The organism is Mycobacterium avium subsp. avium (genome assembly GCF_009741445.1).
Taxonomy (GTDB): Bacteria; Actinomycetota; Actinomycetes; order Mycobacteriales; family Mycobacteriaceae; genus Mycobacterium; species Mycobacterium avium.
Genome location: NZ_CP046507.1, coordinates 1,464,003 through 1,489,229 on the forward strand (window position 1 = coordinate 1,464,003; position 25,227 = coordinate 1,489,229).

The window sequence follows — 25,227 nt, forward strand, 5'->3', positions numbered from 1 at the left end:
GTGGCGTCGGCTGTGTCTGGAGCTATCGCGTTGTGCGAAATCCGCTAGCGCCGGTGCTCGCGTGTCTGCGGGCCATCTCATGGTCCGCGCCTGAGCCTGGGCGTGCCGGCGTCCTTCACTGGTGACTGACCGGAGGTCGCTTGCCCGGCAGGCCAATCCTTTACGGTAGGCTTTCGACCTGCTGCCGGTGCAACCGCCGGCGCGCGGGCTGTGGCGCAGTTTGGTAGCGCACTTGACTGGGGGTCAAGTGGTCGCAGGTTCAAATCCTGTCAGCCCGACCAACCGGCTACGGCTGAAAGGCCGGGAGGACAGTCCCGGAATCGCGAATCTCCCAGATGGTGTTCGCCCGCACCCCATCGAAGTTGATCTTGTTCAACGTGGCCCGCGAATATGTCAGGTCGATGGCGACCTGCGTCGAGGTGTTGCCGTACGGATCGGTCATCGGGAAGGTGCCCTGCACATTCACCGCGGACGCGTTCGGGTAGGTCGCGTGGGCGTACTTGAGAATCTGAATGGTGTCCGAGCGCGCACCGTCCCTGATCATCTCTTCGCTGTAGTTGTCGCGGATGGCGAACCGGGCGTCCACCACGTCGCCGTCGGGGGCCGCGGCGGTGGTGAAGGTGACGCCGTCCGGCTTCTTGGGACCGGCCGGCGTCGGGGGTGCCGGCTCGGTGGATCCCGTCGCGGCCGAAGTCGCGGTGGCGCGGGCGGCCTTCTCCGGGTCGAAGGCCCAGCTCTTGGCGAAGATGAGCAGCAGGACGACGACGCCCAGGGCCGCCAGGGCCAGGGCCGCCTTGCCGGAGGTGCCGTTCTTGCGTTGCTCGGTGAAGAACGCCCACTCGCCCGTCCAGCTGGTGCCGTCGAAGTAGCGTTTCAGCCCATGGCCGACCGCGGGATCGGGGTACCAGCCGGGCGCCGATTTGGGAGGGGGCGGCGCAGGTTCGGAAGGCATCCGTCCATTTTCATCGTGACGCCGACGTCCCGGCCACCCGGCCGACGGCTACCGCGCTCTGCGCAGGTCGGCCAGTGAGTTTCTCAGCCCACCGTCCATCCGGACCTGAACGGCCGCCACCGCCACCATCACCGCGGCGGTCACCAAGTGCACGACCGCGTCGGTGATGTTGTTGGGAAAGGTGAACAGGAACGCGACCTGGTGGGAGAAGAACGCCCAAATGCCCGGCAACGCACCGGCTATCGCGGCCAGCAGCAGATAGAGCACGGACCAGGACTTGCGGGCGGCGAACACCAGGCCGGGAGCGAACAGCGCCAGACCGGCGACCGCATGCCAGCCGTTGTAGTCCATCCCGAGCAGCTGGACGGTCGGGGCGTTCGGCCCGGTGGCGAAACTGGGATTCATGACCAGACCGACCACGGCCTGGATCACGTGGACCACGCAGATGACCAGCAGACCGACCTGGGCGACACTCCACCTCACACTGCACCTCCTTGTGCACCGGGGAACCACCTCGAATACTACGTTTCGTAGTAGACCGCCACAATGGTTTTCGGGGTCTGTTCGGGGCGACACGGCCACGGAGCGCTTCGTAACGCTCAGACCAGGTGCAGCCCCTGGGCCAGTTGGGACACCCCGACCACGGTGAACAGCGCGACCAGGATCTGCCGGTGGTAGGTGCGCACCCAGTCGTGCAGCACCAGCAGCAGCGACTGCGTCTTCCCCGGCGTGGCCAGGTATCCGACCAGGATGACCTCCACCACGGCGTACATCAGCACGACGAACGCCACCGACGCGCTGACCTGCGCGGTGACGGAGGCTCCCGAGGCCGCGATGATCGCGACGATGAACAGCACACCGTCGACGGGCACGGAGATGACGCCGATCACCCAGGCCACCCACGACGCCCCGCTTTCCCACGCGCTGTGCATCCGCGCGAGCATCCGCCGCAGCACCGACCGGTCGCCGGGGGACACGTCCTGCGCCCGGGTCAGCAGCCGCGGCATCGCGATGGTGGCGCCCGGGGCCGCTGACAGTTCCGAGGCCCGCTCGTCGGGCGGCGGCGCGGCGGCGCGCTGGCGGGCCGCGAAGCGCACGGTCAGCACCGCGGCGATCGACAGCCCCACCACGCCGAGGCCGATCTGAATCTTCCCCAGGGCCGAGCCCGTGGACGGGGACGCGTGCGAGGGATGGCCGAACATCGGCGTGAAGTTCAGCAGCAGCACCGGGATCAGCAGCTCGGGCACGCACACGGTCAGCCCGCCGATCCAATACGCCAGCAGGCTCGGCCCGGGCCGCGGCCGCGAAATCATCAGCAGAGCCAGACCCAGACGAACCGGATTGAGCGCAGCCAGCATCCCCAAGCCCAGCACCGACCCCCACATGGGCGCAGCTCTACCCGCGGGTGTCGGGCTCTAAACGCCGGCCTTCGCGCGCCGGGGTGCCGCGGTGATGGTCGAGCAAAGCGAACCTATGCACCGCCTGTGAACGACGAATTGTGCTTGCGTGCAACGGTTTCAGACACCGCCTCCGATCGGCGCCCGGGCAGGTGAGGCGCCGGATCCGGGGCCGACGACCCAGTCGGTCACGGGGGCGCCGTGAAGCGGTTGGACCACGCGCGCCGGTGACCGGCCGGCGAACGCCCGATGAGTCCGAGGTCCGTGAGATCAATCACAAACAATCGGTGTGATTCCCGGGGCGGGCGGCCACGGCGGACATCGGCGGGTCCAGGCGGGCTCCCGCTGCGCCCACGGCCCCGTCAGCTACGACCGACCGGGCGCGCCGGCGCCGGGCAACGATGATCTCGCCGGCGACACAGCAACATCCGTACGTTTTCCCATGGTACGGCAGGGATTCGGCGCGACGGGCGGCATGCGGCGCCCACCGGACGGCGCCGGCTTAAAGGGCTGTTAAGGTCGCGTTCATGCCGCAGGCGCGGTCGCCAATTCGCCGGCCCCGCAGCGTGTCGGGCCGATGACCGGCTGAGACGGGCGCCGGCGGGCAAACCCCGCCGCCGCGGCCGGCGAGGTGGCGCATCTGAGCGCGGGCAAACCGCGTCGGCGACCGCCGGCGACCCGGCCGCAAAAGCCGGTGGCGGCGGGAGCGGCCGGGCAAAAAGGCGTTTTGCTCAGTGCCGCACACGAGTCGAACAGTAGAATCGCCGCGGATCGGTTATGTAGGAACGGAATTCATATGTTTTGCACAGCATCGGTTGGGTATCCGCCGGCCAAGGATCGCGGCGTCGACAGTCGTAATGCCGGTTCAACGGGGATGCACCGCCCGGCGAACGGCGGGTGTCGACGCAGGGCCGGAATCGGCGCCGCCGCGTCACGGTGCCGGATCCTGGCGACCAGGCTCACCTTCGCCGGTGTCCAGCCGGTGAGCTGGTTGACGTGGCGGCCCGGCCCGACGGACTGAATCCTTATGCGCCGCAACGGCGTTCATGCCACACGCGGTGCGACGGTGGTAAATCTGGAATCAGGTCTCGGTGCAAAGGGGGGTCCATCACCATGCAGCTCAATCCGTTCGACGACGACGGCGGCCGATTTTTCGTCTTGGTCAATAACGAAGAACAACACAGTCTTTGGCCAACGTTTGCCGACATTCCCCCGGGTTGGCGGGTAGTTTTCGGGGAAGCCGACCGCACCGCATGCCTGCAGTACATCGAAGAGAGCTGGCCCGATATCCGGGCGAAAAGTCTGCGCGACACGCTGAGCGCCGGTTTGTGATGCGCCGACGGCTGTCGGTATGAAGGGTTGCGGGGTCGAGCTCTGGGGGTCAATTAGTGAAACGCGGTGACCGGGCATATCCGGTGACGCGAGGCCAGCTGGATATCTGGCTGGCGCAGCAGACCGGCCACTTCGATGTGGCATGGCAGCTGGGCGTGCTGGTGCGCATCGACGGCGCCATCGACCCCGCGCTGCTGCACCAGGCCATGCGACACGTGGTCGGCGAGGCCGAGAGCCTGCGCGCCAGCTTCTTCGAGGCCGACGGCCAGGTCTTCCAGAAGGCGGTCGAATACTCCGACGTCGACCTGACCTTCTACGACCTGAGCGGCTCGCCCGATCCGGAGCGGGAAGTCCGCGAGATGGCGGCGTCGATCCAGCGCACCCCGATGCCGCTGACCGGTCCGATGATCAAATTCGCTTTGTTCCGAACCGGTTCCGCCGAGTACTACTGGTTCACCACCTGCCATCACATCGCCATCGACGGGATGGGCATCGCGCTGGTGGGCCGGCGGATCGCGGCGGTCTACACGGCGCTTGCGTCCGCCAAACCGATTCCGCCCGCCTTCTTCGGTTCGCTGCAGGACCTGGTCGGCGGCGAGCTGGAATACGAGGCATCCGCGAAATTCCTTGAGGACAAGGATTATTGGCTTGCGCACCGTCCCGGCGACGGCACGGCCGGCCATCCGCCGCGGCCGGCCGACGACGGGCGAGACCCGTATTCGCCCTCCCCGCCGGTGCAGTTGGACGAGTCGGTGATCGGCAGCGTCAAGGAGTTGTCCAAGGCGTTGGGCGTCCGTCGGTCATCGGTGCTCGCCGCCGCCTGCGCGTTGTTGGTGCGCGGATGGTGCGCCGACGGCTCCGACGAGGTGGTGCTCGACTTCCCGGTCAGCCGGCGGGTCGATCCCAAGTCGAAGACGCATCCCGGCATGCTGGCCGGGGTGGTGCCGCTGGTGCTGCACGCCCCGGCGACCGCCACGTTCGCCGACTTCTGTCGGCATGTCGATCAGCGCTCGCGAGAAGCGTTGCGGCATCAGCAATTCCCCACCCGCACGCTGGACGGGGAAGGCGACTTCAGCGGGCCGAGGCAGGCGCCGAACCGGGTCGTCGTCAACTTCGTCCCGGCGCGTCTCACCCTCAGCCTGGCCGACGTGCCCGCCACCGCGACGTACACCAGCTTCGGCCCGGTGGGCCACTTCGGGCTGTTCTTCCTGGGATTCGGTGACCAGCAATTCCTGAGCACGGTCGGCACCGGGCAGCCGTTGGCGAACTTCGACGCGACTGACCTGGCGGAGCGATTGCAACGCATCCTGGCGGCCATGGCCGCCGACCCGGCCCGGCTGCTGTCGTCGTTGGACGTGCTGCGCGACCCCGAGCACGCGCAGCTGGAAGCGCTCGGCAACACGGCGGTCCTGACCCGGACGCCGGGCCCGGCGGTGTCGGTGCCGGAGCTCTTCGCGACACAAGTGGCCCGGGCGCCGCAGGACGTGGCGCTGGTGGGCGAAGGCCGTTCGCTGACGTACCGGCAGCTGGATGAGGCGTCGAACAGGTTGGCGCATTTGCTGGCCGGCCTGGGCGCGGGCCCGGGACAGTCTGTGGCGCTGCTGTTTTCGCGGTCCGCCGAGGCGGTTGCGTCGATTCTGGCGGTGCTCAAGACCGGCGCGGCCTATCTGCCGATCGACCCGGCCGCGCCGGAGACCCGGATCGGGTTCATGCTCGCCGACGCCAAACCCGTTGCGGCGCTGAGCACCGCGGAGCTGGCCGGCCGGCTCGAGGCCCACGGCATGACGGTGATCGACGTCAACGATCCCCGTATCCAGGACCGGCCCGCCACCGCGTTGCCGGTGGCCGCGGCCGACGGTGTCGCCTATGTCATCTACACGTCGGGTACGACGGGTGTGCCCAAAGGTGTTGCGGTCACGCATCGCAACGTGACGCAGTTGTTGGGGTCGCTGGATGCGGGCTTGCCGTCGGCCGGGGTCTGGTCGCAGTGCCACTCGTATGCGTTCGATGTGTCGGTGTGGGAGATCTTCGGCGCGCTGCTGCGGGGCGGGCGTCTGGTGGTGGTGCCCGAGGCGGTGACCCGCGCGCCCGAAGAGCTGCACGACGTGCTGGTCAATGAGCAGGTCTCGGTGTTGACGCAGACGCCGTCGGCGGTGGCGATGCTCTCGCCGCAGGGGTTGGAGTCGGTGTCGTTGGTGGTGGTGGGGGAGGCCTGCCCGGCTGAGGTGGTGGATCGCTGGTCGGGCGGGCGGGTGATGGTCAACGCCTACGGCCCGACGGAGACGACGATGTGCGTGGCCATTAGCGCGCCGCTGGCCCCGGGTATGGGGTCACCGCCGATCGGTGTGCCGGTCGATGGTGCTGCGTTGTTTGTGCTGGACGCGTGGTTGCGGCCGGTGCCGGCGGGGGTGGTCGGCGAGTTGTATGTCGGCGGCGCCGGGGTGGCCGCGGGGTATGTGGGCCGGTCGGGGCTGACGGCGTCGCGGTTTGTGGCGTGTCCGTTCGGGGCGCCCGGTGCGCGCATGTATCGCACCGGGGATCTGGTGTGTTGGCGTTCCGATGGGCAGTTGGACTATCGGGGTCGCGCCGACGAGCAGGTCAAGGTTCGCGGGTATCGGATCGAGCTCGGTGAGGTGCAGGCGGCGCTGGCCGGGCTGGATGATGTCGAGCAGGCGGTGGTGATCGCCCGTGAGGACCGGCCCGGCGGCAAGCGGCTGGTCGGCTACATCACCGGTACCGCCGACCCGGCCGAGGCGCGCACCGCGCTGGCCCAACGGCTGCCGGTGTACATGGTGCCGGCCGCGGTGGTGGCGCTGGACGCCATCCCGTTGACGCCCAACGGAAAACTCGACACCCGCGCCCTACCCACACCCGAATACAGCACCGGTGAATACCGCGCCCCCGAATCGCCCACCGAGGAGATCCTGGCCGGCATCTACGCCGAGGTGCTCGGTGTCGACCGGGTCGGCGTCGACGAGTCGTTCTTCGAACTCGGCGGCGACAGCATATTGTCGCTGCAGGTGGTGGCCCGCGCCCGTGCCGCCGGGCTGACGTGCCGGCCTCGAGACGTTTTCGTCGAGCAGACCGTCGCCCGGCTGGCCCGGGTGGTCGGCTCCGGCGACGGGGCGGCCGAGGTGGCCGACGAGGGCGTCGGCCCGGTGCCGCCCACCCCGATCATGCGGTGGCTGCAGGCCGCCGAACGGGCCGGCGGGGCCACTGACCAGTTCAACCAGACCGTCCTGGTGCAAGCGCCCGCGGGTGTGACCGAGACCGAGGTCGCAATCGTGTTGCAGGCGTTGGTAGATCGGCACGCCATGCTGCGGTTGCGGGTCACCGACGACGGCGCCGACGGCTGGTCGTTCGAGGTGCCCGAGGCCGGGTCGGTGCAAGCCCGCGACTGCCTGCGGTCGGTGGACGCGCTGTCCGACGAGGCGCTGCTGGCGGCCCGGGCCCGGCTGAACCCGGCCGCCGGGACGATGCTCGCCGCGTTGTGGGTCGAGGCCACCGGCCAGCTGGCGGTGATCATCCACCACCTGGCCGTGGACGCAGTGTCGTGGTGGATCCTGTTGGAGGACCTCAACATTGCCTGGGCGCTGCACCGCGCCGGCCAGCCGGTGGAGCTGGCGCCGGCGGGCACGTCGTTCGCCCGGTGGGCCCGACTGCTCGACGAGCACGCACGCGACCCCGAGGTAGTAGGCCAGCTCGACCGCTGGAAGACGGTCACCTCCACACCGGCCGCGCTGCCGGCACCGCGACCCGACGTGGACACCTACGCCAGCGCCGGTCGCCTGTCGGTGGAGCTGGACGCCGAGACGACCGCGATGCTGCTCGGTGAGGTGCCGGCGGCGTTCCACGCCGGCATCCACGACATCCTGCTGATCGCGTTCGGCCTGGCTTGGACGGAATTCCTGGGCGAGCCCGGCGCTCCGATCGGCATCGACGTGGAGGGCCACGGCCGCCACGAGGAACTCGGCGCGGGCATCGACCTGTCCCGCACCGTCGGCTGGTTCACCACCAAATACCCGGTGTCGCTGGACGTCGCCGGGTTGCGCTGGCCGCAGGTGGCCGCCGGCGACCCGGCGCTGGGCCCCGTCCTCAAACGGGCCAAGGAGCAGCTGCGCACCCTGCCGGAACCGCTGACCTACGGGCTGCTGCGTTATCTCAACACCGACGTCGACCTGGCCGGGGCCGACCCGTCGATCGCGTTCAACTACCTGGGACGCCAAGGCGCCGCGTCTGATTCGGCGGCCGACGGGTGGCGGATCAGCCACGACATGTCGGTGCTCGGCGCCGCCGCGGCGGTGCCCATGCCGCTGATGCACGCCGTCGAGCTCAACGCCGGCACCATCGACACCGGCGCCGGCCCGCACCTGCACGCCGAATGGACTTGGGCGCCTTCGGTTCTCGGCGCGGAGCAGATCACCCGGGTGAGCCGGCTGTGGTTCGAGGCGCTGGCCGGTGTCTGCGCGCACGTGCGCTCCGGCGGCGGCGGTCTCACCCCGTCGGACATCGCCCCGGCCCGGCTGACCCAGCAGCAGATCGACGAGCTGCAAAGCCGGCACCGCATCGCCGACATCCTGCCGCTGACCCCGCTGCAGCAGGGACTGCTCTTCCACTCCAGCACCGCGCAGGGCAACGACGGCATGGACGACATGTACGCGGTGCAACTGGATTTCACCCTCACCGGCCCCCTCGACGCCGACCGGCTGCGCGAGGCGGTGCGCACCGTCGTCCACCGCCATCCCCACCTGGCGGCCCTGTTCTGCGACCAGTACGACGAACCGGTGCAGATCATCCCCGCCGACCCCGCCGTCGAGTGGCGCTACGTCGAGCTCGACCGCACGGGCGCGGCCGATGCCGACGACCCGATCGAGCAGCTGTGCGCCGCCGAACGCGCCGCGGTGGGCGATCTGGCCGGCCAGCCGGTATTCCGCACCGCGCTGGTGCGCACCGGAGGCGACCGGCACCGGTTCGTGCTGACCAGCCACCACATCCTGCTCGACGGCTGGTCGCTGCCGATCCTGCTGCGCGAGATCTTCGCCGGCTACTACGGGCAGCGGCTGCCCGCCGCCGGCTCCTACCGGGCCTTCCTCACCTGGCTGGCCGAGCGCGACCTCGACGCCGCCCGCCGGGCCTGGGGCGAGGTGCTGTCCGGTTTCGACACGCCCACCCTGGTCGCGCCGGAGGGCCGGTTGGGGCAGGGCCGCCGCGGCTTCGAAAAGTCTTGTGTCCCTGAGCAAACCACCCGGGCGCTGGGCGAGCTGGCACGCTCCTGCCACACCACGCTGAGCACCGTGCTGCAGGCGGCCTGGGCGGTGGTGCTGACCTCGCTGACCGGCCGGCACGACGTCGTCTTCGGCACCCCGCGCTCGCGGGTCGGCCAGCTCGAGGTCGACGACGCCGAACAGATGGTGGGCCTGCTGATCAACACGGTGCCGGTGCGCGCCGAGATCACCGCGACCACCACCACCGCGCAGCTGCTGGCGCAGCTGCAGAACAGCCACAACGACACGCTCGAGCACCAGCACCTGGCGCTCAGCGAGATTCACCGCGTCACCGGGCACGACCAACTCTTCGACACCCTTTTCGTCTACGAGAACTACCCGATCGACAGCGGCATGACGTTGGGCGCGGACGGGCTGGCCATCGCCGAGTTCACCAACCGCGAGTACAACCACTACCCGCTGACGGTGGAAGCCCTGCCCGGCCCCGAACTCGGCCTGCACATCGAGTTCGACACCGACGTGTTCGACACGGCGAGCATCGAATCCCTGGTGCAGCGACTGCAGCGGGTGCTGGTCGCGATGAGCACCGATCCGGCCCGACGGCTGTCGTCGCTCGACCTGCTCGATCGCGGCGAGCGGGAGCTGGTGCTGTCGACGATGTCCGGCGCCGGGGTGAGCGCACCGATCGGGGTGGCCCCGCAGCTGCTGGCCGCGGCGGTGGCCGCCGACCCGGACGCGCCGGCGATCGTCGACGGGGCGCGGGAGCTGTCCTACCGCGAACTCGACGAATGGTCAACACGCCTGGCGCGCAAGCTGATCCAGCACGGGGTGGGCCCCGAGCGCGCGGTCGGGGTGGCGATCGAGCGGTGCGCCGAGCTGGTGGTCGCCTGGTGGGCGGTGACCAAGGCCGGCGGCGTGTACGCGCCGGTGAATCTGGACCACCCGGTCGAGCGGGTCGCCTCGGTGCTGCACACGGTGGACGCGGTGTGCGTATTGACCTGCGGCACCGACGAAGTCGCCGGCGCGGGGCCGCGGCCGATCCTGCGGATCGACGGTCTCGACCTGTCCGGCCACTCCACCGAGCCGATCACCGACGCCGACCGGCGCTCCCCGCTGCGCGCCGACGACACCGCGTATCTGATCTTCACGTCGGGTTCCACCGGTGTCCCCAAGGGCGTCGCGGTCAGCCACACCGGCCTGCTGGGCTGGGCCGCGGCCCAGCGCGAGCTGTTCGGCCTGGGCGCGGACGCGCGGGTGCTGATGGTCGCCTCCCCGACCTTCGACGCATCCGTCGGGGAATTGTTGCTGGCCGCGGGATCCGGGGCGGCGCTGATCGTGGCGCCGCCGCAGGTGTACGCCGGTGAGGCGCTGACCGCGTTGCTGCACAACCAGCGGGTCGGCACGGCCATCCTGACCCCCACCGTGATCTCGACGCTGGACCGTGGCCGGCTCGACGGGCTGCACACCCTGGTCGCCGTCGGGGAGGCCTGCCTGCCCGAGCTGGTCGACGGCTGGGCGCCGGGCCGGCAGATGTTCAACGGCTACGGCCCCAGCGAGACCACCATCTGGGTCACCTGCGCACGGCTGACGGCGGGCCAGCCGGTGCGCATCGGCGCCCCGATCCCGGGCGTGTGCGCCCGGGTGCTGGACGGCTGGCTGAAGCCCGTCCCGGTCGGCGTGGTGGGCGAGCTGTATCTGAGCGGGCCGGCGCTGGGCCACGGCTATCTCGGCCGGGTGGACCTGACCGCGGAACGGTTCGTGGCCAACCCCTTTGGCGGCCCGGGTGAGCGCATGTACCGCACCGGCGACCTGGTGCGCTGGACGCCCGAGGGGACGCTGGACTACCTCGGCCGCGCCGACAATCAGATCAAGCTGCGCGGGCAACGCATCGAGTTGGGCGAAATCGAGAACACCCTGCTGGCCTGCCCGCAGGTCACCCAGGCGGCCGTCACCGTGCAGGACAGCGCCGCCGGCTCCCAACTGGTCGCCTACGTGACACTCGATCACGGGCCGAGCGACGCGGACGTCCGCCACGACACCGACGACGGCGATGACGTCGCGCAGTGGCAGCACCTCTATGACGACCTGTACGGCGCCGACCTCGCCGCGACGTTCGGCGAGGACTTCCGCGGCTGGAACAGCAGCTACACCGGCGAGCCGATCCCGCTGCAGGAGATGGCCGAATGGCGTTCCGCCACAGTCGATCGCATCATGTCGCTGCGGCCGCGACGCGTGCTGGAGATCGGCGCGGGCTCGGGGCTGCTGTTGTCGCAGATCGCCCCGCGGTGCGACCGCTATGTCGCCACCGACTTCTCCGCGGTGGCGATCGACAACCTGGCCCGATCGATGGAACAGCTGCAGCTGCCCTGGCGTGACCGGGTCGAGCTGCTGACCCAGCCCGCCCACGTCACCGACGGGCTGCCGCCGGGCCGCTTCGACACCATCGTCATCAACTCGGTCGTCCAGTACTTCCCCAACGCCGGGTATCTCGCCGACGTCATCGACAACGCCCTGGAGCTGCTGGCCCCCGGCGGGTCGCTGTTCATCGGCGACGTCCGCAACCACGCCCTGCAGGGCGCCTTCCAAACCGGCATCGCCCTGGCCCGCGGCGGCGGCGCCGATGCGGCCGAGATCCGCCAGCGCGTCCGCCACGCCATGCTCGGCGAAACCGAATTGCTTTTGGCGCCTGAGTTTTTCACCAACTGGGCCGACTCCCGTCCCGCGGCGGCCGGACTCGACATCCAGCTCAAGCGCGGACTGTCCGACAACGAGCTGAACCGCTACCGCTACGACGTCGTCATCCACAAGGCGCCCGCGCCGGTGCGGTCGGTGGCCGCCGCGCCCACCTGGTCGTGGACCGACTGCACCGACTGCGCCGGACTGCGCGACCAACTGGCGGCGCGGCGCCCCGCCGTTGTCCGCGTCACCGACATTCCGCAGGCCGGGGTGATCGACGACGTCCGGGTCGAAGCCGCGCTGGCCGCGGGGCTGCCCGTCGCCGACGCGCTCGCCGCGGCCGGATCCGACACCGCCGCCGCCGTCGCCGAGGAACTGCATCGCGTCGGTGAGGCCACCGGTTATCGTGCCGCCGTCACCTGGGGCGCCCAACCCGGCACTCTCAGCGCGGTTTTCGTGCAGGACGGCGACCAGGCCGCCGAGCCGCTGACGGATCTCTACGTGCCGCCCGCCGGGGCCCGACAGCGCGCCCGGCACGCCAACGACCCGCGCGCCAACACCAAGATCGCGCAGGTGCGGGAGCGGCTGAACGCCTGGCTGCCCGAATACATGGTGCCGACGCACATCGTGGCGCTCGACGAATTCCCGATGACCACCTCGGGCAAGCTCGACCGCAAGGCCCTGCCGGCGCCGGACGACCAGGACGCCGACCGCTACCGCGCCCCGTCCACCGCCGTCGAGGAGATCCTGGTCGGCATCTACGGCCAGGTGCTCGGGCTGGAGCGGGTCGGCGTCGACGACTCGTTCTTCGATCTCGGCGGGGATTCCCTGTCGGCGATGCGGCTGATCGCCGCCGTCAACGCCAGCCTGAACACCGATCTCGGGGTGCGGACCGTTTTCGAGGCGCCCACCGCCGCAGAGTTGGCGCTGCGCGTCGGCAGCGAGGCCGACCGGCCCGAGCCGCTGGTGGCGGGGGAGCGCCCGGCGGTGATCCCGCTGTCGTTCGCCCAAACCCGGCTGTGGTTCATCGACCAGTTCCAGGGCCCGTCACCGATGTACAACATCACCGTGGCGTTGCGGCTGTCCGGGCGGCTGGACGCCGACGCGCTGCGCGCGGCGCTGGCCGACGTGGTGGCCCGGCACGAAAGCCTGCGCACGGTCTTCGCGACCGCCGACGGAACCCCGCAGCAGGTGGTCATTCCTGCCGATCGGATCGGCTTCGCCTGCGACGTCGTCGAGGCCCGCGGCTGGCCGGAAGACCGGCTGCGCGAGGCGATGTCGGCCGCGGCCCGCTACACCTTCGACCTGTCGGCCGAAAGTCCGCTGCACACTGAGCTTTTCGCCCGCGGCGACGACGAGCACGTGCTGGTCGTCGCGGTGCACCACATCGCCGCCGACGGCTGGTCGATCACCCCGTTCGCCCGGGACCTCGGGGTCGCCTATGCGAGCCGGTGCGCCGGCCGAGACCCCGACTGGGCGCCGTTGCCGGTGCAGTACGCCGACTACACGCTGTGGCAGCGCGCGCATCTGGGTGACGTGGACGATCCGGGCAGCCGGATCGCCGCCCAGCTGGAGTTCTGGGCCGACGCGCTGGCCGGGCTGCCGGAGCGGCTGCAGCTGCCCACCGATCGGCCCTACCCGGCGGTGGCCGACCACCGCGGCGCGCGGCTGGCGGTGGACTGGCCGGCCGAATTGCAGCAACAGCTTCGCCGGGTGGCCCGCGAGCACAACGCGACCAGCTTCATGGTGGTCCAGGCCGCGTTCGCCGCCCTGCTCGCCAAGGTCAGCGCCAGTTCCGATGTGGCCGTGGGCTTTCCGATCGCGGGCCGCCCCGAACCCGTGCTCGACGAGCTGATCGGTTTCTTCGTCAACACGCTGGTGCTGCGGGTCGACCTCAACGAACTGGGCGGCGACCCGACGTTCGCCGAGCTGCTGGCCCAGGTGCGCCGGCGCAGCCTGGCCGCGTTCGAGCACCAGGACGTGCCGTTCGAGTTGCTGGTGGAGCGGCTCAACCCGACCCGCAGCATGTCCCACCACCCGCTGGTGCAGGTGCTGCTCGGCTGGGAGAACTTCCCCGGCGAGGTCACCGCCCCGGCCGCCGGGCTGGCCCTGGGCGACCTGCAGGTCACCCCGATGCCGTTGCACACCAACACCGCCCGCATGGACCTGACCTTCTCGCTGGCCGAACGCTTCACCGAGTCGGGTCAGCGCGCCGGCATCGCGGTGACCGCCGAATATCGCACCGACGTGTTCGACGGCAGAACCGTCGAGGGCCTGATCGAGCGGTTGCAGCGGTTGCTGACGGCGGTCACGGCCGATCCGCAGCGCCGCCTGTCGGCGGTCGACCTGCTCGACGCCAACGAGCACGCCCGGCTCGAAAAGTGGGGCAACACCGCGGTGTTGGCCCGGCCGGCCACCCCGGTGTCGGTGCCCGCCCGGTTCGCCGCGCAGGCGGCGCGCACCCCCGACGCGGTCGCGCTGACCTGCGACGGCCGGTCCGTGACCTACCGCGAACTCGACGAAGCGGCTAACCGCTTGGCGCACTTCATGATTCACCACGGCGCCGGCCCGGGTGAGCGGGTGGCGCTGCTGTTCCCCCGGTCGGCCGAGGCGATCGTGGCCATCCTGGCCGCGCTCAAGTCGGGGGCGGCCTATCTGCCGATCGACCCTGCGCTGCCGGCGGCCCGCGTCGAGTTCATGCTCACCGACGCCGCCCCGATCGTCGCGGTCACCACCGCCGCGCTGGCTGAGCGGCTGCACGGTTTCGACCTCACCGTCATCGACGTCGCCGACTCCGCCGTCGCCACCCAGCCCGCGACGGCGCCACCGGTGCCCGACCCCGACGACGTCGCCCACATCATCTACACCTCCGGCACCACCGGTGTGCCCAAAGGCGTTGCGGTGACGCAATACAACGTCGCCCAGCTCTTCGACGACCTGCGGATCGGCATCGAGTTGTCGCCGCGGCAGGTGTGGACCCAGTTCCACTCCTACGCCTTCGACTTCTCGGTGTGGGAGATCTGGGGCGCGCTGCTGCATGGCGGCCGCCTGGTGGTGGTGCCCGAAACGGTGTCGCGCTCCCCGAACGAGTTCCACGACCTGCTCGTTCGCGAACACGTCACCGTCCTGACCCAAACCCCGTCGGCCGTCGGACTGCTGCGCACCGACGGGCTGGACGGCACCGCGCTGGTGATCGGCGCCGAACCCTGCCCGCCCGAGCTGGTGGACCGCTGGGCGCCGGGCCGCACCATGGTCAACGTCTACGGCCCCACCGAAACCACCATGTGGGCCTGCAAGAGCGCACCACTGACGGCCGGGTCGGGCTTCCCGCCGATCGGCGCCCCGGTGACCCGGGCGGCGTTCTTCGTGCTCGACGATTGGCTGCGCCCGGTGCCGCCCGGGGTGGTCGGCGAGCTGTACCTGGCCGGCGACGGCGTCGGCGTCGGCTATTGGCGCCGACCGGGATTGACCGCCGCGCGCTTCCTGGCCTGCCCGTTCGGCGAACCCGGAACCCGGATGTATCGCACCGGCGACCTGGTGCGCTGGCGCGCGGACGGGCAGCTGGACTATCTGGGCCGGGCCGACGAGCAGGTCAAGGTCCGCGGTTACCGCATCGAGCTGGGCGAGATCCAGGCGGCGCTGTCGGCGCTGGACGGGGTGGAGCAGGCCGTCGTCGTCGCGCGCGAGGACAATCCCGGGGACAAGCGCCTGGTCGGCTACGTCACCGGGTCGGTGGCCCCGGCCAAGGCGCGCGCCGCGCTGGCCGAACGGCTGCCCGCCTACATGGTCCCGGCCGCGGTGGTGGTGCTGGATTCGCTGCCGATGACCGTCAACGGCAAGCTCGACACCCGCGCCCTTCCCGCGCCCGACTACCGGCACACCGGCGGGTACCGCGCCCCCGAATCACCGACCGAGGAGATCCTGGCCGGCATCTACGCCGAGGTGCTCGGCGTGCAGCGGGTCGGCGTCGACGACTCGTTCTTCGACCTGGGCGGCGACTCGCTGACCACGATGCGGCTGATCACCGCGATCAACTCCGCGCTGGACACCGACCTGCCGGTGCGCACCGTCTTCGAGGCGCCCACCATCGCCCAGCTGGCGCCGCGCATCGCGCAGAGCGCCGGCGGGCTGGCGCCCCTGGTGGCCGCCGAGCGGCCGGACGTGGTCCCGCTGTCCTTCGCGCAGAACCGGTTGTGGTTCATCGACCAATTCCAGGGCCCCTCACCGCTGTACAACATGGCCGCGGCGCTGCGGCTGCGCGGTAGGCTCGACGCCGGGGCGCTGGGCGCGGCGCTGGGCGACGTGGTAGCCCGGCACGAGAGCCTGCGCACCGTGTTCCCGTCGCACCAGGGGACGCCCCGCCAGCTGGTGGTGCCCGCCGAGCGCGCCGAATTCGGTTGGGACGTCATCGATGCCACCGATTGGCCGGCCGACCGGCTGGATGACGCCGTCCAGGACGTCACCCGCCACACCTTCGACCTGGCCGCCGAAATACCAATCCGCGCAAAGCTTTTCGCGGTATCCGAGGACGAGCACGTGCTGGTGATCGTGGTCCACCACATCGCCGCCGACGGCATGTCGCTGACGCCGCTGGGCGTCGACCTGAGTCAGGCGTACGCCAGCCGGTGCGCCGGGCATGCCCCGGGATGGGCCGACTTGCCGGTGCAGTACTGCGATTACACGCTGTGGCAGCGCGCCCAGTTCGGTGATCTCGACGACCCCGACAGCCGCATCGGCACCCAGCTGACCTACTGGCAGGACGCGCTGGCCGGCATGCCCGAGCGGCTGGCGCTGCCCACCGACCGGCCCTACCCGGCGGTGGCCGACCAGCGCGGCGACAGCGTGGCGGTCGACTGGCCCGCCGAGCTGCAGCAGCAGGTGCGCCGGGTCGCGCGTGAACACAACGCCACCAGCTTCATGGTGGTGCAGGCCGCCCTGGCGGTGCTGCTGTCTAAGATCGGCGCGAGTTCCGATGTGGCGGTGGGCTTCCCGATCGCCGGGCGGCGCGACCCCGCGCTCGACCGGCTGGTCGGCTTCTTCGTCAACACGCTGGTGCTGCGGATCGACCTGACCGGCGACCCCAGCTTCGCCGAGCTGCTGGCCCGGGTTCAGGCCCGCAGCCTGGCCGCCTTCGAGCATCAGGACGTTCCGTTCGAGGTGCTGGTGGAGCGGCTCAACCCGACCCGCAGCCTGACGCATCACCCGCTGGTGCAGGTAATGTTGGCCTGGCAGAACTTCGCCGGGCACGACGACCCCGCGGCCGCTTTGGCATTGGGTGACCTCGACGTGACGTCGGTGCCGGTGCACGACCAGTCCGCCCGGATGGACCTGGTGTTCTCGCTGGCCGAACGCTGGAACCCCGACGGCGAATTCGCCGGCATCGGCGGGCGGGTGGAATTCCGCATTGACGTGTTCGACGCGGCCACCATCGAGACGCTGATCGAACGGCTGCGGCGGGTGCTGGAGGCGATGACGGGCGATCCGGGCCGGCCGCTGTCCGCGGTGGATCTGCTCGACGATGCCGAGCGCGCCTACCTGGAAGAGGTTGGCAACACGGCGATTTTGACCCGGCCGGCGAGGGGCCGGGTGTCGGTGCCCGAACTGTTCGCCACCCAGGTGGCCCGGGTGTCGGAGACGGTGGCGCTGGTCTGCGACGACCTGTCGGTGACCTACCGGCAGCTCGACGAGGCGTCCAACCGGCTGGCGCATCGCCTGGCCGCGGCCGGCGCCGGCCCGGGACAGACTGTGGCACTGCTGTTTTCGCGATCCGCCGAGGCGGTCGCCGCCATCCTCGCGGTGCTCAAGACGGGGGCGGCCTACCTGCCCATCGACCCGTCGGCCCCGCAGACCCGCGTCGAGTTCATGCTCGGCGACGCCGAACCGATCGCCGCCGTCACCACCACCGAGCCGGCGCAGCGGCTCGCCGGCCGCCCCGTGACCGTCGTCGACGTCGACGATCCGGGCATCGACACCCTGCCGGACACCGCGCTGCCGCTGCCCGACCCGGACGGCATCGCGTACCTGATCTACACCTCCGGCACCACCGGTGCGCCCAAAGGTGTTGCGGTCACTCACCACAACGTGACCCAGCTGCTCGGCTCGCTGGACGCCGGCCTGCCGTCGCCGGGGGTGTGGTCGCAATGTCACTCGCTGGCCTTCGACGTGTCGGTGTGGGAGATCTTCGGCGCGCTGCTGCGCGGCGGACGCGTGGTGGTGATGCCCGGGGCGGTGACCCGCTCGCCGCACGACCTGCACGACGCCCTGATCGCCCGGCACGTCACCGTGCTGACCCAAACCCCGTCCGCGGTGGCGATGCTCTCCCCGCAGGGGTTGGAGTCGGTGTCGCTGGTGCTGGCCGGCGAGGCCTGCCCGCCCGAGGTGGTGGACCAATGGGCGCCCGGACGGGTGATGGTCAACGGCTACGGCCCGACCGAAACCAGCATGTGCGTGAGCATCAGCGCCCCGCTGACCGCGGGATCCGGCATACCGCCGATCGGGTCGCCGGTCGATGGGGCGGCGCTGTTCGTGCTCGACGAATCGCTGCGGCCGGTGCCGCCCGGCGTGGTGGGCGAACTCTACGTCGCCGGATCCGGTGTGGCCGCAGGGTATCTTGGGCGGCCGTCCCTGACCGCGGCCCGCTTCGTCGCGTGCCCGTTCGGGGCGCCGGGTGCGCGGATGTATCGCACCGGGGACCTGGTGCGCTGGCGTGCCGACGGGCAGCTGGACTACCTGGGCCGGGCCGACGAGCAGGTCAAGGTCCGCGGCTACCGCATCGAGCTGGGCGAGATCCAGGCGGCGCTGTCGGCGCTGGACGGGGTTGAGCAGGCCGTCGTCGTCGCCCGCGAGGACAATCCCGGGGACAAGCGGCTGGTCGGCTACATCACCGGCACCGCCGACCCGGCCGAGGCCCGCGCGCGCCTGGGCGAGCGGCTGCCCGCCTACATGGTCCCCGCCGCCGTGCTGGGAATCGACGCAATCCCGTTGACCCCCAACGGAAAACTCGACGCCCGCGCCCTGCCCGCCCCCGACTACGCCGCCGGCGAGTACCGCGCCCCCGAATCACCGACCGAGGAGATCCTGGCCGGCATCTACGCCGAGGTGCTGGGCGTGCAGCGGGTCGGGGTCGACGACTCCTTCTTCGACCTGGGCGGCGACAGCATCTCGGCGATGCGCCTGATCGCGGCCGTCAACGCCGCACTGAACGCCGACCTGCCGGTGCGCACCGTGTTCGAGGCGCCCACGGTCGCCGCGCTGGCGCCCCGGATCGGGGAGGGCGGCAGCGGACTCGAGCCGTTGACGGCCGGTGAGCGGCCCGCGGTGGTGCCGCTGTCGTTCGCGCAGAACCGGCTGTGGTTCCTGGATCAATTGCAGGGCCCCTCACCGGTTTACAACATGGCGGCCGCGCTGCGGCTGGACGGCCCACTGGACACCGAGGCGCTGGGCGCGGCGCTGGGCGACGTGGTGGCCCGGCACGAGAGCCTGCGCACCCTGTTCGCCGCCCCCGAGGGGCGACCCCAGCAGGTGGTGCTGCCCGCCGAGCGGGCCGACTTCGGGTGGGAGGTCGTCGACGCCAGCGGCTGGTCGGCAGACCAACTGGACGAGGCGATCGGCGCCACCGCCCGCTACACCTTCGACCTTGCAGCCCAAATCCCGCTGCGCGCAGAGCTTTTCCGTCTCCGCGACGACCGGCACGTGCTGGTGGCCGTGGTGCACCACATCGCCGCCGACGGCATGTCCATCGCCCCGCTGGTGCGTGATCTCGGTGCGGCCTATGCCCGGCGGTGCGACGGGCGCGGCCCCGACTGGACGCCGCTGCCGGTGCAGTACGTCGACTACACGCTGTGGCAGCGCGCGCAATTCGGTGATCTCGACGATCCCGGCAGCCGCATCGCCGCCCAGCTGGCCTACTGGCAGGACGCGCTGGCCGGCATGCCCGAGCGGCTGGCGCTGCCCACCGACCGGCCCTATCCGCTGGTGGCCGACCAGCGCGGCGCCACGGTGGAAATCGACTGGCCGGCCGAGCTGCAGCAGCGAATCGGCGACATGGCCCGCCGGCACAACGCCACCAGCTTCATGGTGATCCAGACCGCCCTGACCGTGCTGCTGGCCAAGCTCGGCGCCAATCCCGATGTGGCGGTGGGCTTCCCGATCGCGGGGCGGCGCGACCCGGCGCTGGACGACCTGGTCGGGTTCTTCGTGAACACCCTGGTACTGCGGGTGGACGCGGCCGGCGATCCCAGCTTCACCGAGCTGCTGGCCCGGGTCCGCACCCGCAGCCTGGAGGCCTTCGAACACCAGGATGTGCCGTTCGAGGTGCTGGTGGAGCGGCTCAACCCGACCCGCAGCCTCACCCATCACCCGCTGGTGCAGGTGATGCTGGCCTGGCAGAACTTCGCCGGGCAGGACACCGGCCCGGCCGCGGGGCTGTCCCTCGGCGATGTCGAAATCACGCCGATACCGGTGGACACCCACACCGCGCGGATGGACCTGACCTTCTCCGTCGGCGAACGCTGGAGCGAGAGCGGCGAACCGGGCGGGATCGGCGGCACAGTGGAATTCCGCACCGACGTGTTCGACCCGGACAGCATCCAGACGCTGATCGGGCGGCTGCGGCGGGTGCTGGAGGCGATGACCGCCGACCCGACACAATCCGTGTCGTCGGTGGACCTGCTCGACGAGCGGGAGCACGCCCGCCTCGACACCCTGGGCAACCGGGCGGCGCTGACCGGACCTCCGCCCCGGTTCGATTCCCTCCCAACACTTTTCGCCGAGCAGGCCGCCCGCACCCCGGACGCCGTCGCGCTGGTCTGCGGCGGCCGCCGGATGACCTACCGGGAGCTGGACGAGGCCGCCAACCGGGTGGCGCACCTGCTGCGCGTGCGGGGGGCCGGCCCGGGACACACCGTGGCACTGCTGTTTTCGCGGTCGGCCGAGGCGATCGTCGCGATCCTGGGGGTGCTCAAGGCCGGCGCCGCCTACCTGCCGATCGACCCGGCGCTGCCGGGCGAGCGGATCGGGTTCATGCTGGCCGACGCCGCGCCGCTGGTCGCGATCAGCACCGCCGAGCTGGCGCCGCGGCTGCACGGCCAGCACGACGTGCCAGTCGTCGACGTGCACGACCCCGCGATCGAGGCCGCGCCCTCAAGCGCGCTGCCGCCGCCGGGTGCGGACGACATCGCCTACCTGATCTACACCTCGGGCACCACCGGTGTGCCCAAAGGCGTTGCGGTGAGCCACCGCAACGTGACGCAGCTGCTCACCGCCGATTCCGGGCTGCCGCGCGAGGGCGTGTGGTCGCAGTGGCATTCGCTGGCCTTCGACGTGTCGGTGTGGGAGATCTTCGGCGCCCTGCTGCACGGCGGCCGGCTGGTGGTGATCCCCGACTCGGTGGTGCGCTCGCCGGACGACTTCCACGCCCTGCTGGTCGACGAACAGGTCAGCGTGCTCAGCCAGACCCCGTCGGCGGCCGGCGCCCTGTCACCCGAGGGCCTCGAGGACGTCACCCTGGTGGTGGCAGGCGAGGCCTGCCCGAGCGAGCTGGTCGACCGCTGGGCGCCGGGGCGGACGATGATCAACGCCTACGGCCCCACCGAGGCCACGGTGTACGCGGCGATCAGCGCGCCGCTGCGGCCCGGAGCGCTGGGTGGTGTGCCGATCGGCTCCCCGGTGCCGGGCGGGGCGGTGTTCGTGCTGGACGAGTGGCTGCGCCCGGTGCCGCCGGGTGTGGTGGGCGAGCTGTACGTCGCCGGCGCCGGGGTGGCCTGCGGCTATTGGCGGCGCGGCGGGCTGACCGCGTCGCGGTTCGTGGCGTGTCCGTTCGGGCGGCCGGGGGCGCGGATGTATCGCACGGGCGATCTGGTGCGCTGGCGCGGCGACGGCCAACTGGACTATCTGGGCCGGGTCGACGAGCAGGTCAAGGTCCGCGGCTACCGCATCGAACTCGGCGAGGTGCGCGCCGCCCTGGCCTGGGTGGACGGTGTCGACCAGGCGGTCGTCGTCGCCCGCGAGGACCGGCCGGGGGACAAGCGGCTGGTCGGCTACATCACCGGGGACGCCGACCCGGCCGCGGTGCGCGCCGCGCTGGGCGAGCGGCTGCCGGCCTACATGGTGCCGGCGGCCGTCGTCGCGCTCGACGCAATCCCGTTGACGCCCAACGGAAAACTCGACACCCGCGCCCTGCCCGCACCCGAATATTCCGACGCCGACCGGTATCGCGCCCCCGACAACGCCGTCGAGGAGATCCTGGCCGGCATCTACGCCCAGGTGCTGGGCGTGCAGCGGGTCGGGGTCGACGATTCCTTCTTCGACCTGGGCGGCGACAGCATCTCCTCGATGCAGGTGGTGACCCGGGCCCGCGCCGCCGGCCTGGCGGTGCGCACCCGCGACATCTTCGTCGAGCAGACGGTCGCCCGGCTGGCCCGGGTCGCCGAGGTGGCCGACGCCGACGCCGCGGCCGACGAGGGTGTCGGCGAGATCACCGCCACCCCGATCATCCGCTGGCTGCAGGACGTGGAAAGCGCCGGCGGCCAAGTCGATCAGTTCAACCAGGCGATGCTGGTGCGGGCGCCCGCCGGCGTCACCGAGGCCGACGTGGTCACGGTGTTGCAGGCCCTGCTGGACCGGCACGCCATGCTGCGGCTGCGCGTCGAGCGCGACGACGCCACCGGCGAGTGGTCGCTGCAGGTGCCCGAGCCCGGGTCGGTGGACGCCGGCGCCTGCCTGCATGCGGTGGACGAGCTGTCCGACGCGGCCGTCATCGAGGCGCGGTCGCGGCTGAACCCCGCCGCCGGCGTGATGCTCAGCGCGGTGTGGGCGAACGCCACCGGGCAGCTGGTGGTGATCATCCATCACCTGGCCGTCGACGGTGTCTCATGGCGAATCCTGCTGCAGGACTTGAACATCGCCTGGGCGCAGCATCACGGCGGGCAGCCGGTGGCGTTGCCCGCGGCGGGCACCTCGTTCGCGCGGTGGGCGTCACGGCTGGCCGGGCACGCCCACCACCCGGACGTGGCGGACCGGGCCGGCGCCTGGCAGGCGGTGGCGGCGACCCCGCCGGCGCTGCCCGCGGTGCGTCCCGACGTGGACACCTTCGCCACCGCCGGCCACCTCTCGACCGAGCTGGACGACGAGACCACCGCCATGCTGCTCGGTGAGGTGCCGGCGGCATTCCACGCCGGCGTGCAGGACATCCTGCTGATCGCGTTCGCGCTGGCGTGCGCGGAGTTTTGCGGCACCCGCGGCACGCCGATCGGCATCGACGTCGAGGGCCACGGCCGGCACGAGGAACTGGGCCGCGACATCGACCTGTCCCACACCGTGGGCTGGTTCACCACCAAATACCCGGTCGCCCTGACCGTCGGCGCCCTGGATTGGGCGCAGGTCGTCGCCGGCGCGCCGGGGCTGGGCGACATCCTCAAGGCCGCCAAGGAACAACTCCGCTCGCTGCCCGACCCGCTGAGCTACGGGCTGCTGCGCTACCTGAATCCCGGCGCGGACCTGGACGGGGACGATCCGCCGATCGGGTTCAACTACCTGGGCCGCCAGGGCGGGGCCACCGAGTTGACCGCCGACATGTGGCGGCCCGAGCCGGACGGCTGGACGGCCACCCGCGCGGCCGCCGCCATCCCCATGCCGCTGATGCACACCCTGGAGCTCAACGCGGTCACCGTCGACTCCGCGTCCGGCCCGCGGCTGCACGCCAACTGGACCTGGGCGCCTTCGGCGCTCGACGATCAGCAGGTCGCCCGGCTGAGCCGGCTGTGGTCGCAGGCGCTGACCGGCATCTGCGCGCACGTGCGCGCCGGCGGCGGCGGGCTGACGCCGTCCGACATCGCGCCGGCCCGGCTCACCCAGCAGCAGCTCGATCAGCTTGCGCGGCAACACCGTATCGCCGACGTGCTGGCGCTGACCCCGGTGCAGCAGGGTCTGCTGTTCCACGCCAATACCGCGTCGGGCAGCGACGACCTCTATGCCGGGCAGCTCGACATCGCCATCGCCGGCCCGCTCGACGCCGCGCGGCTGCGCGACGCGGTGCACGCCGTGGTTCACCGGCACCCCAACCTGGTGGCCCGGTTCTGCGACCGCTACGACCAGGCGGTCCAGATCATCCCGGCCGACCCGGCACCGGCCTGGCAGGTCGTCGAGCTGCACGGCGAGGAGCAGATCCGCCAGCTGGGCGCCGACGAGCGCGCCGCCGTGTGCGCCGGTCTCACCGAGTCGCCGGCCTTCCGGGTGGCGCTGGTGCGCACCGCGACCGACCGGCACCGGCTGCTGCTGACCAACCACCACATCGTGCTGGACGGCTGGTCGATGCCGATCCTGTTGGGCGAGATCTTCGCCGCCTACTACGGTCAGCGGCTTCCGGCGCCGGCGCCCTACCGCGGCTTCGTCGACTGGCTGGCCGAACGGGACCTCGACGCCGCCCGCGCGGCGTGGGCCGAGGTGTTCGCCGGCTTCGACACCCCGACCCTGGTCGGGCCCCAGGACCCGGTCGAGCTCGGGCCGCAACAGGTCGAGACGTTCACCCTGCCCGCCGACCTGACCCGGGCCGTCACCGACCTGGCCCGGTCCTGCCACACCACCGTCAACACCGTGCTGCAGGCGGCGTTCGCGCGCCTGCTGTGCGCCCTCACCGGGCAACGCGACGTCGTCTTCGGCACCACGGTGTCGGGCCGGCCCGCGGAGGTGCCCGGCGCCGACACGATGGTGGGCCTGCTGATCAACACCGTGCCGGTGCGGGCGAACATCACCGCGACCACCAGCACTGTCGACCTGCTGCACCAGCTGCAAGGCGCCTACAACCACACCCTCGACCACCAGCACCTGGCCCTCAACGAGATCCACCGAATCACCGGCCAGGACAAGCTTTTCGACACGCTGTTCGCCTACGAGAACTACCCGATCGACGCCGGCGCGCTGTCCGGCGACCAGGAGCTGGCCGTCACCGACATCACCAGCCGCGAATCCACCCACTACCCGCTGACCGTGCAAGCCCAGCCCGGGTCGCAGCTGCGCCTCCAAATCGAATACGCCACACGGGTTTTCGACGACGAGGACATCGCGACGGTGATCGAGCGGATGCGGCGGGTACTGGTCGCCATGACCGCCGACCCGGCACGGCCGCTGTCGTCGATCGACGTGCTCGACCCGGCCGAACACGAGCGGCTGCACGACTGGGGCGCCCGGGCGGTCCTGGACCGGCCCGCCACCCGGACGTCGATCCCGGCGCTGTTCACCGCGCAGGCACAGCGCAGCCCGCAAGCGCCGGCGGTGACCTTCGAGGGCCGCACCACGACCTACCGGGAGCTCGACGAGGCGTCGAACCGGTTGGCGCACTTGCTGATCGGCCGCGGGGTGGGCCCGGGGCAAGCGGTGGCGCTGCTGTTGCCGCGGTCCGCCGACGCGATCGTGGCGATCCTGGCGGTGCTCAAGACCGGGGCGGCCTACCTGCCGATCGACCCCGCGCTGCCGGCGGCCCGCATCGAGTTCATGCTCGACGACACCGCGCCGACCGCCGCGGTCACCACCGCCGCGCTGGCCGGCCCGCTGCGCGGCCGCGACCTGACCGTCGTCGACATCGGCGACCGCGCGCTGTCCCGCCAGCCGCACACCGCGCTGCCGGCGCCGGACCCCGACCACGTCGCGC

Annotated in this window: 4 protein-coding genes, 1 tRNA gene and 1 pseudogene; 3 read left to right on the forward strand and 3 right to left on the reverse strand. The window is 71.3% G+C overall.

Translation table 11 applies throughout. The features are described from left to right. Positions 1-204: 204 nt before the first annotated feature. Positions 205-281, forward strand: a tRNA-Pro gene (locus MAA44156_RS06900). 5 nt (positions 282-286) lie between these two features. Here the strand turns inward: MAA44156_RS06900 and MAA44156_RS06905 are convergent. The 3 genes from MAA44156_RS06905 to MAA44156_RS06915 form a co-directional block, all read right to left on the reverse strand. Then, a complete protein-coding gene (locus tag MAA44156_RS06905; RefSeq protein WP_003876330.1) occupies positions 287-952 on the reverse strand; it encodes a DUF2510 domain-containing protein in 666 nt (221 codons plus the stop codon). Positions 953-1,000: 48 nt separating this feature from the next. Then, on the reverse strand, positions 1,001-1,435 hold the full coding sequence (locus tag MAA44156_RS06910) for a DUF4383 domain-containing protein (RefSeq protein WP_003877806.1): 435 nt from the start codon (positions 1,433-1,435) through the stop codon (positions 1,001-1,003). 116 nt (positions 1,436-1,551) lie between these two features. Further along, positions 1,552-2,337: a GAP family protein gene (locus MAA44156_RS06915; protein WP_023861733.1), complete on the reverse strand. Its 786-nt coding sequence runs from the start codon at positions 2,335-2,337 to the stop codon at positions 1,552-1,554. A 1,125-nt stretch (positions 2,338-3,462) separates the two neighbouring features. Here MAA44156_RS06915 and MAA44156_RS06920 point away from each other — a divergent pair. Then, positions 3,463-3,681: an MbtH family protein gene (locus tag MAA44156_RS06920; RefSeq protein WP_003877808.1), complete on the forward strand. Its 219-nt coding sequence runs from the start codon at positions 3,463-3,465 to the stop codon at positions 3,679-3,681. Between the two features lie 56 nt (positions 3,682-3,737). Continuing rightward, positions 3,738-25,226 (forward strand): annotated as a pseudogene (locus tag MAA44156_RS06925) (non-ribosomal peptide synthase/polyketide synthase); the annotation flags it as partial. Position 25,227: the final 1 nt, after the last annotated feature.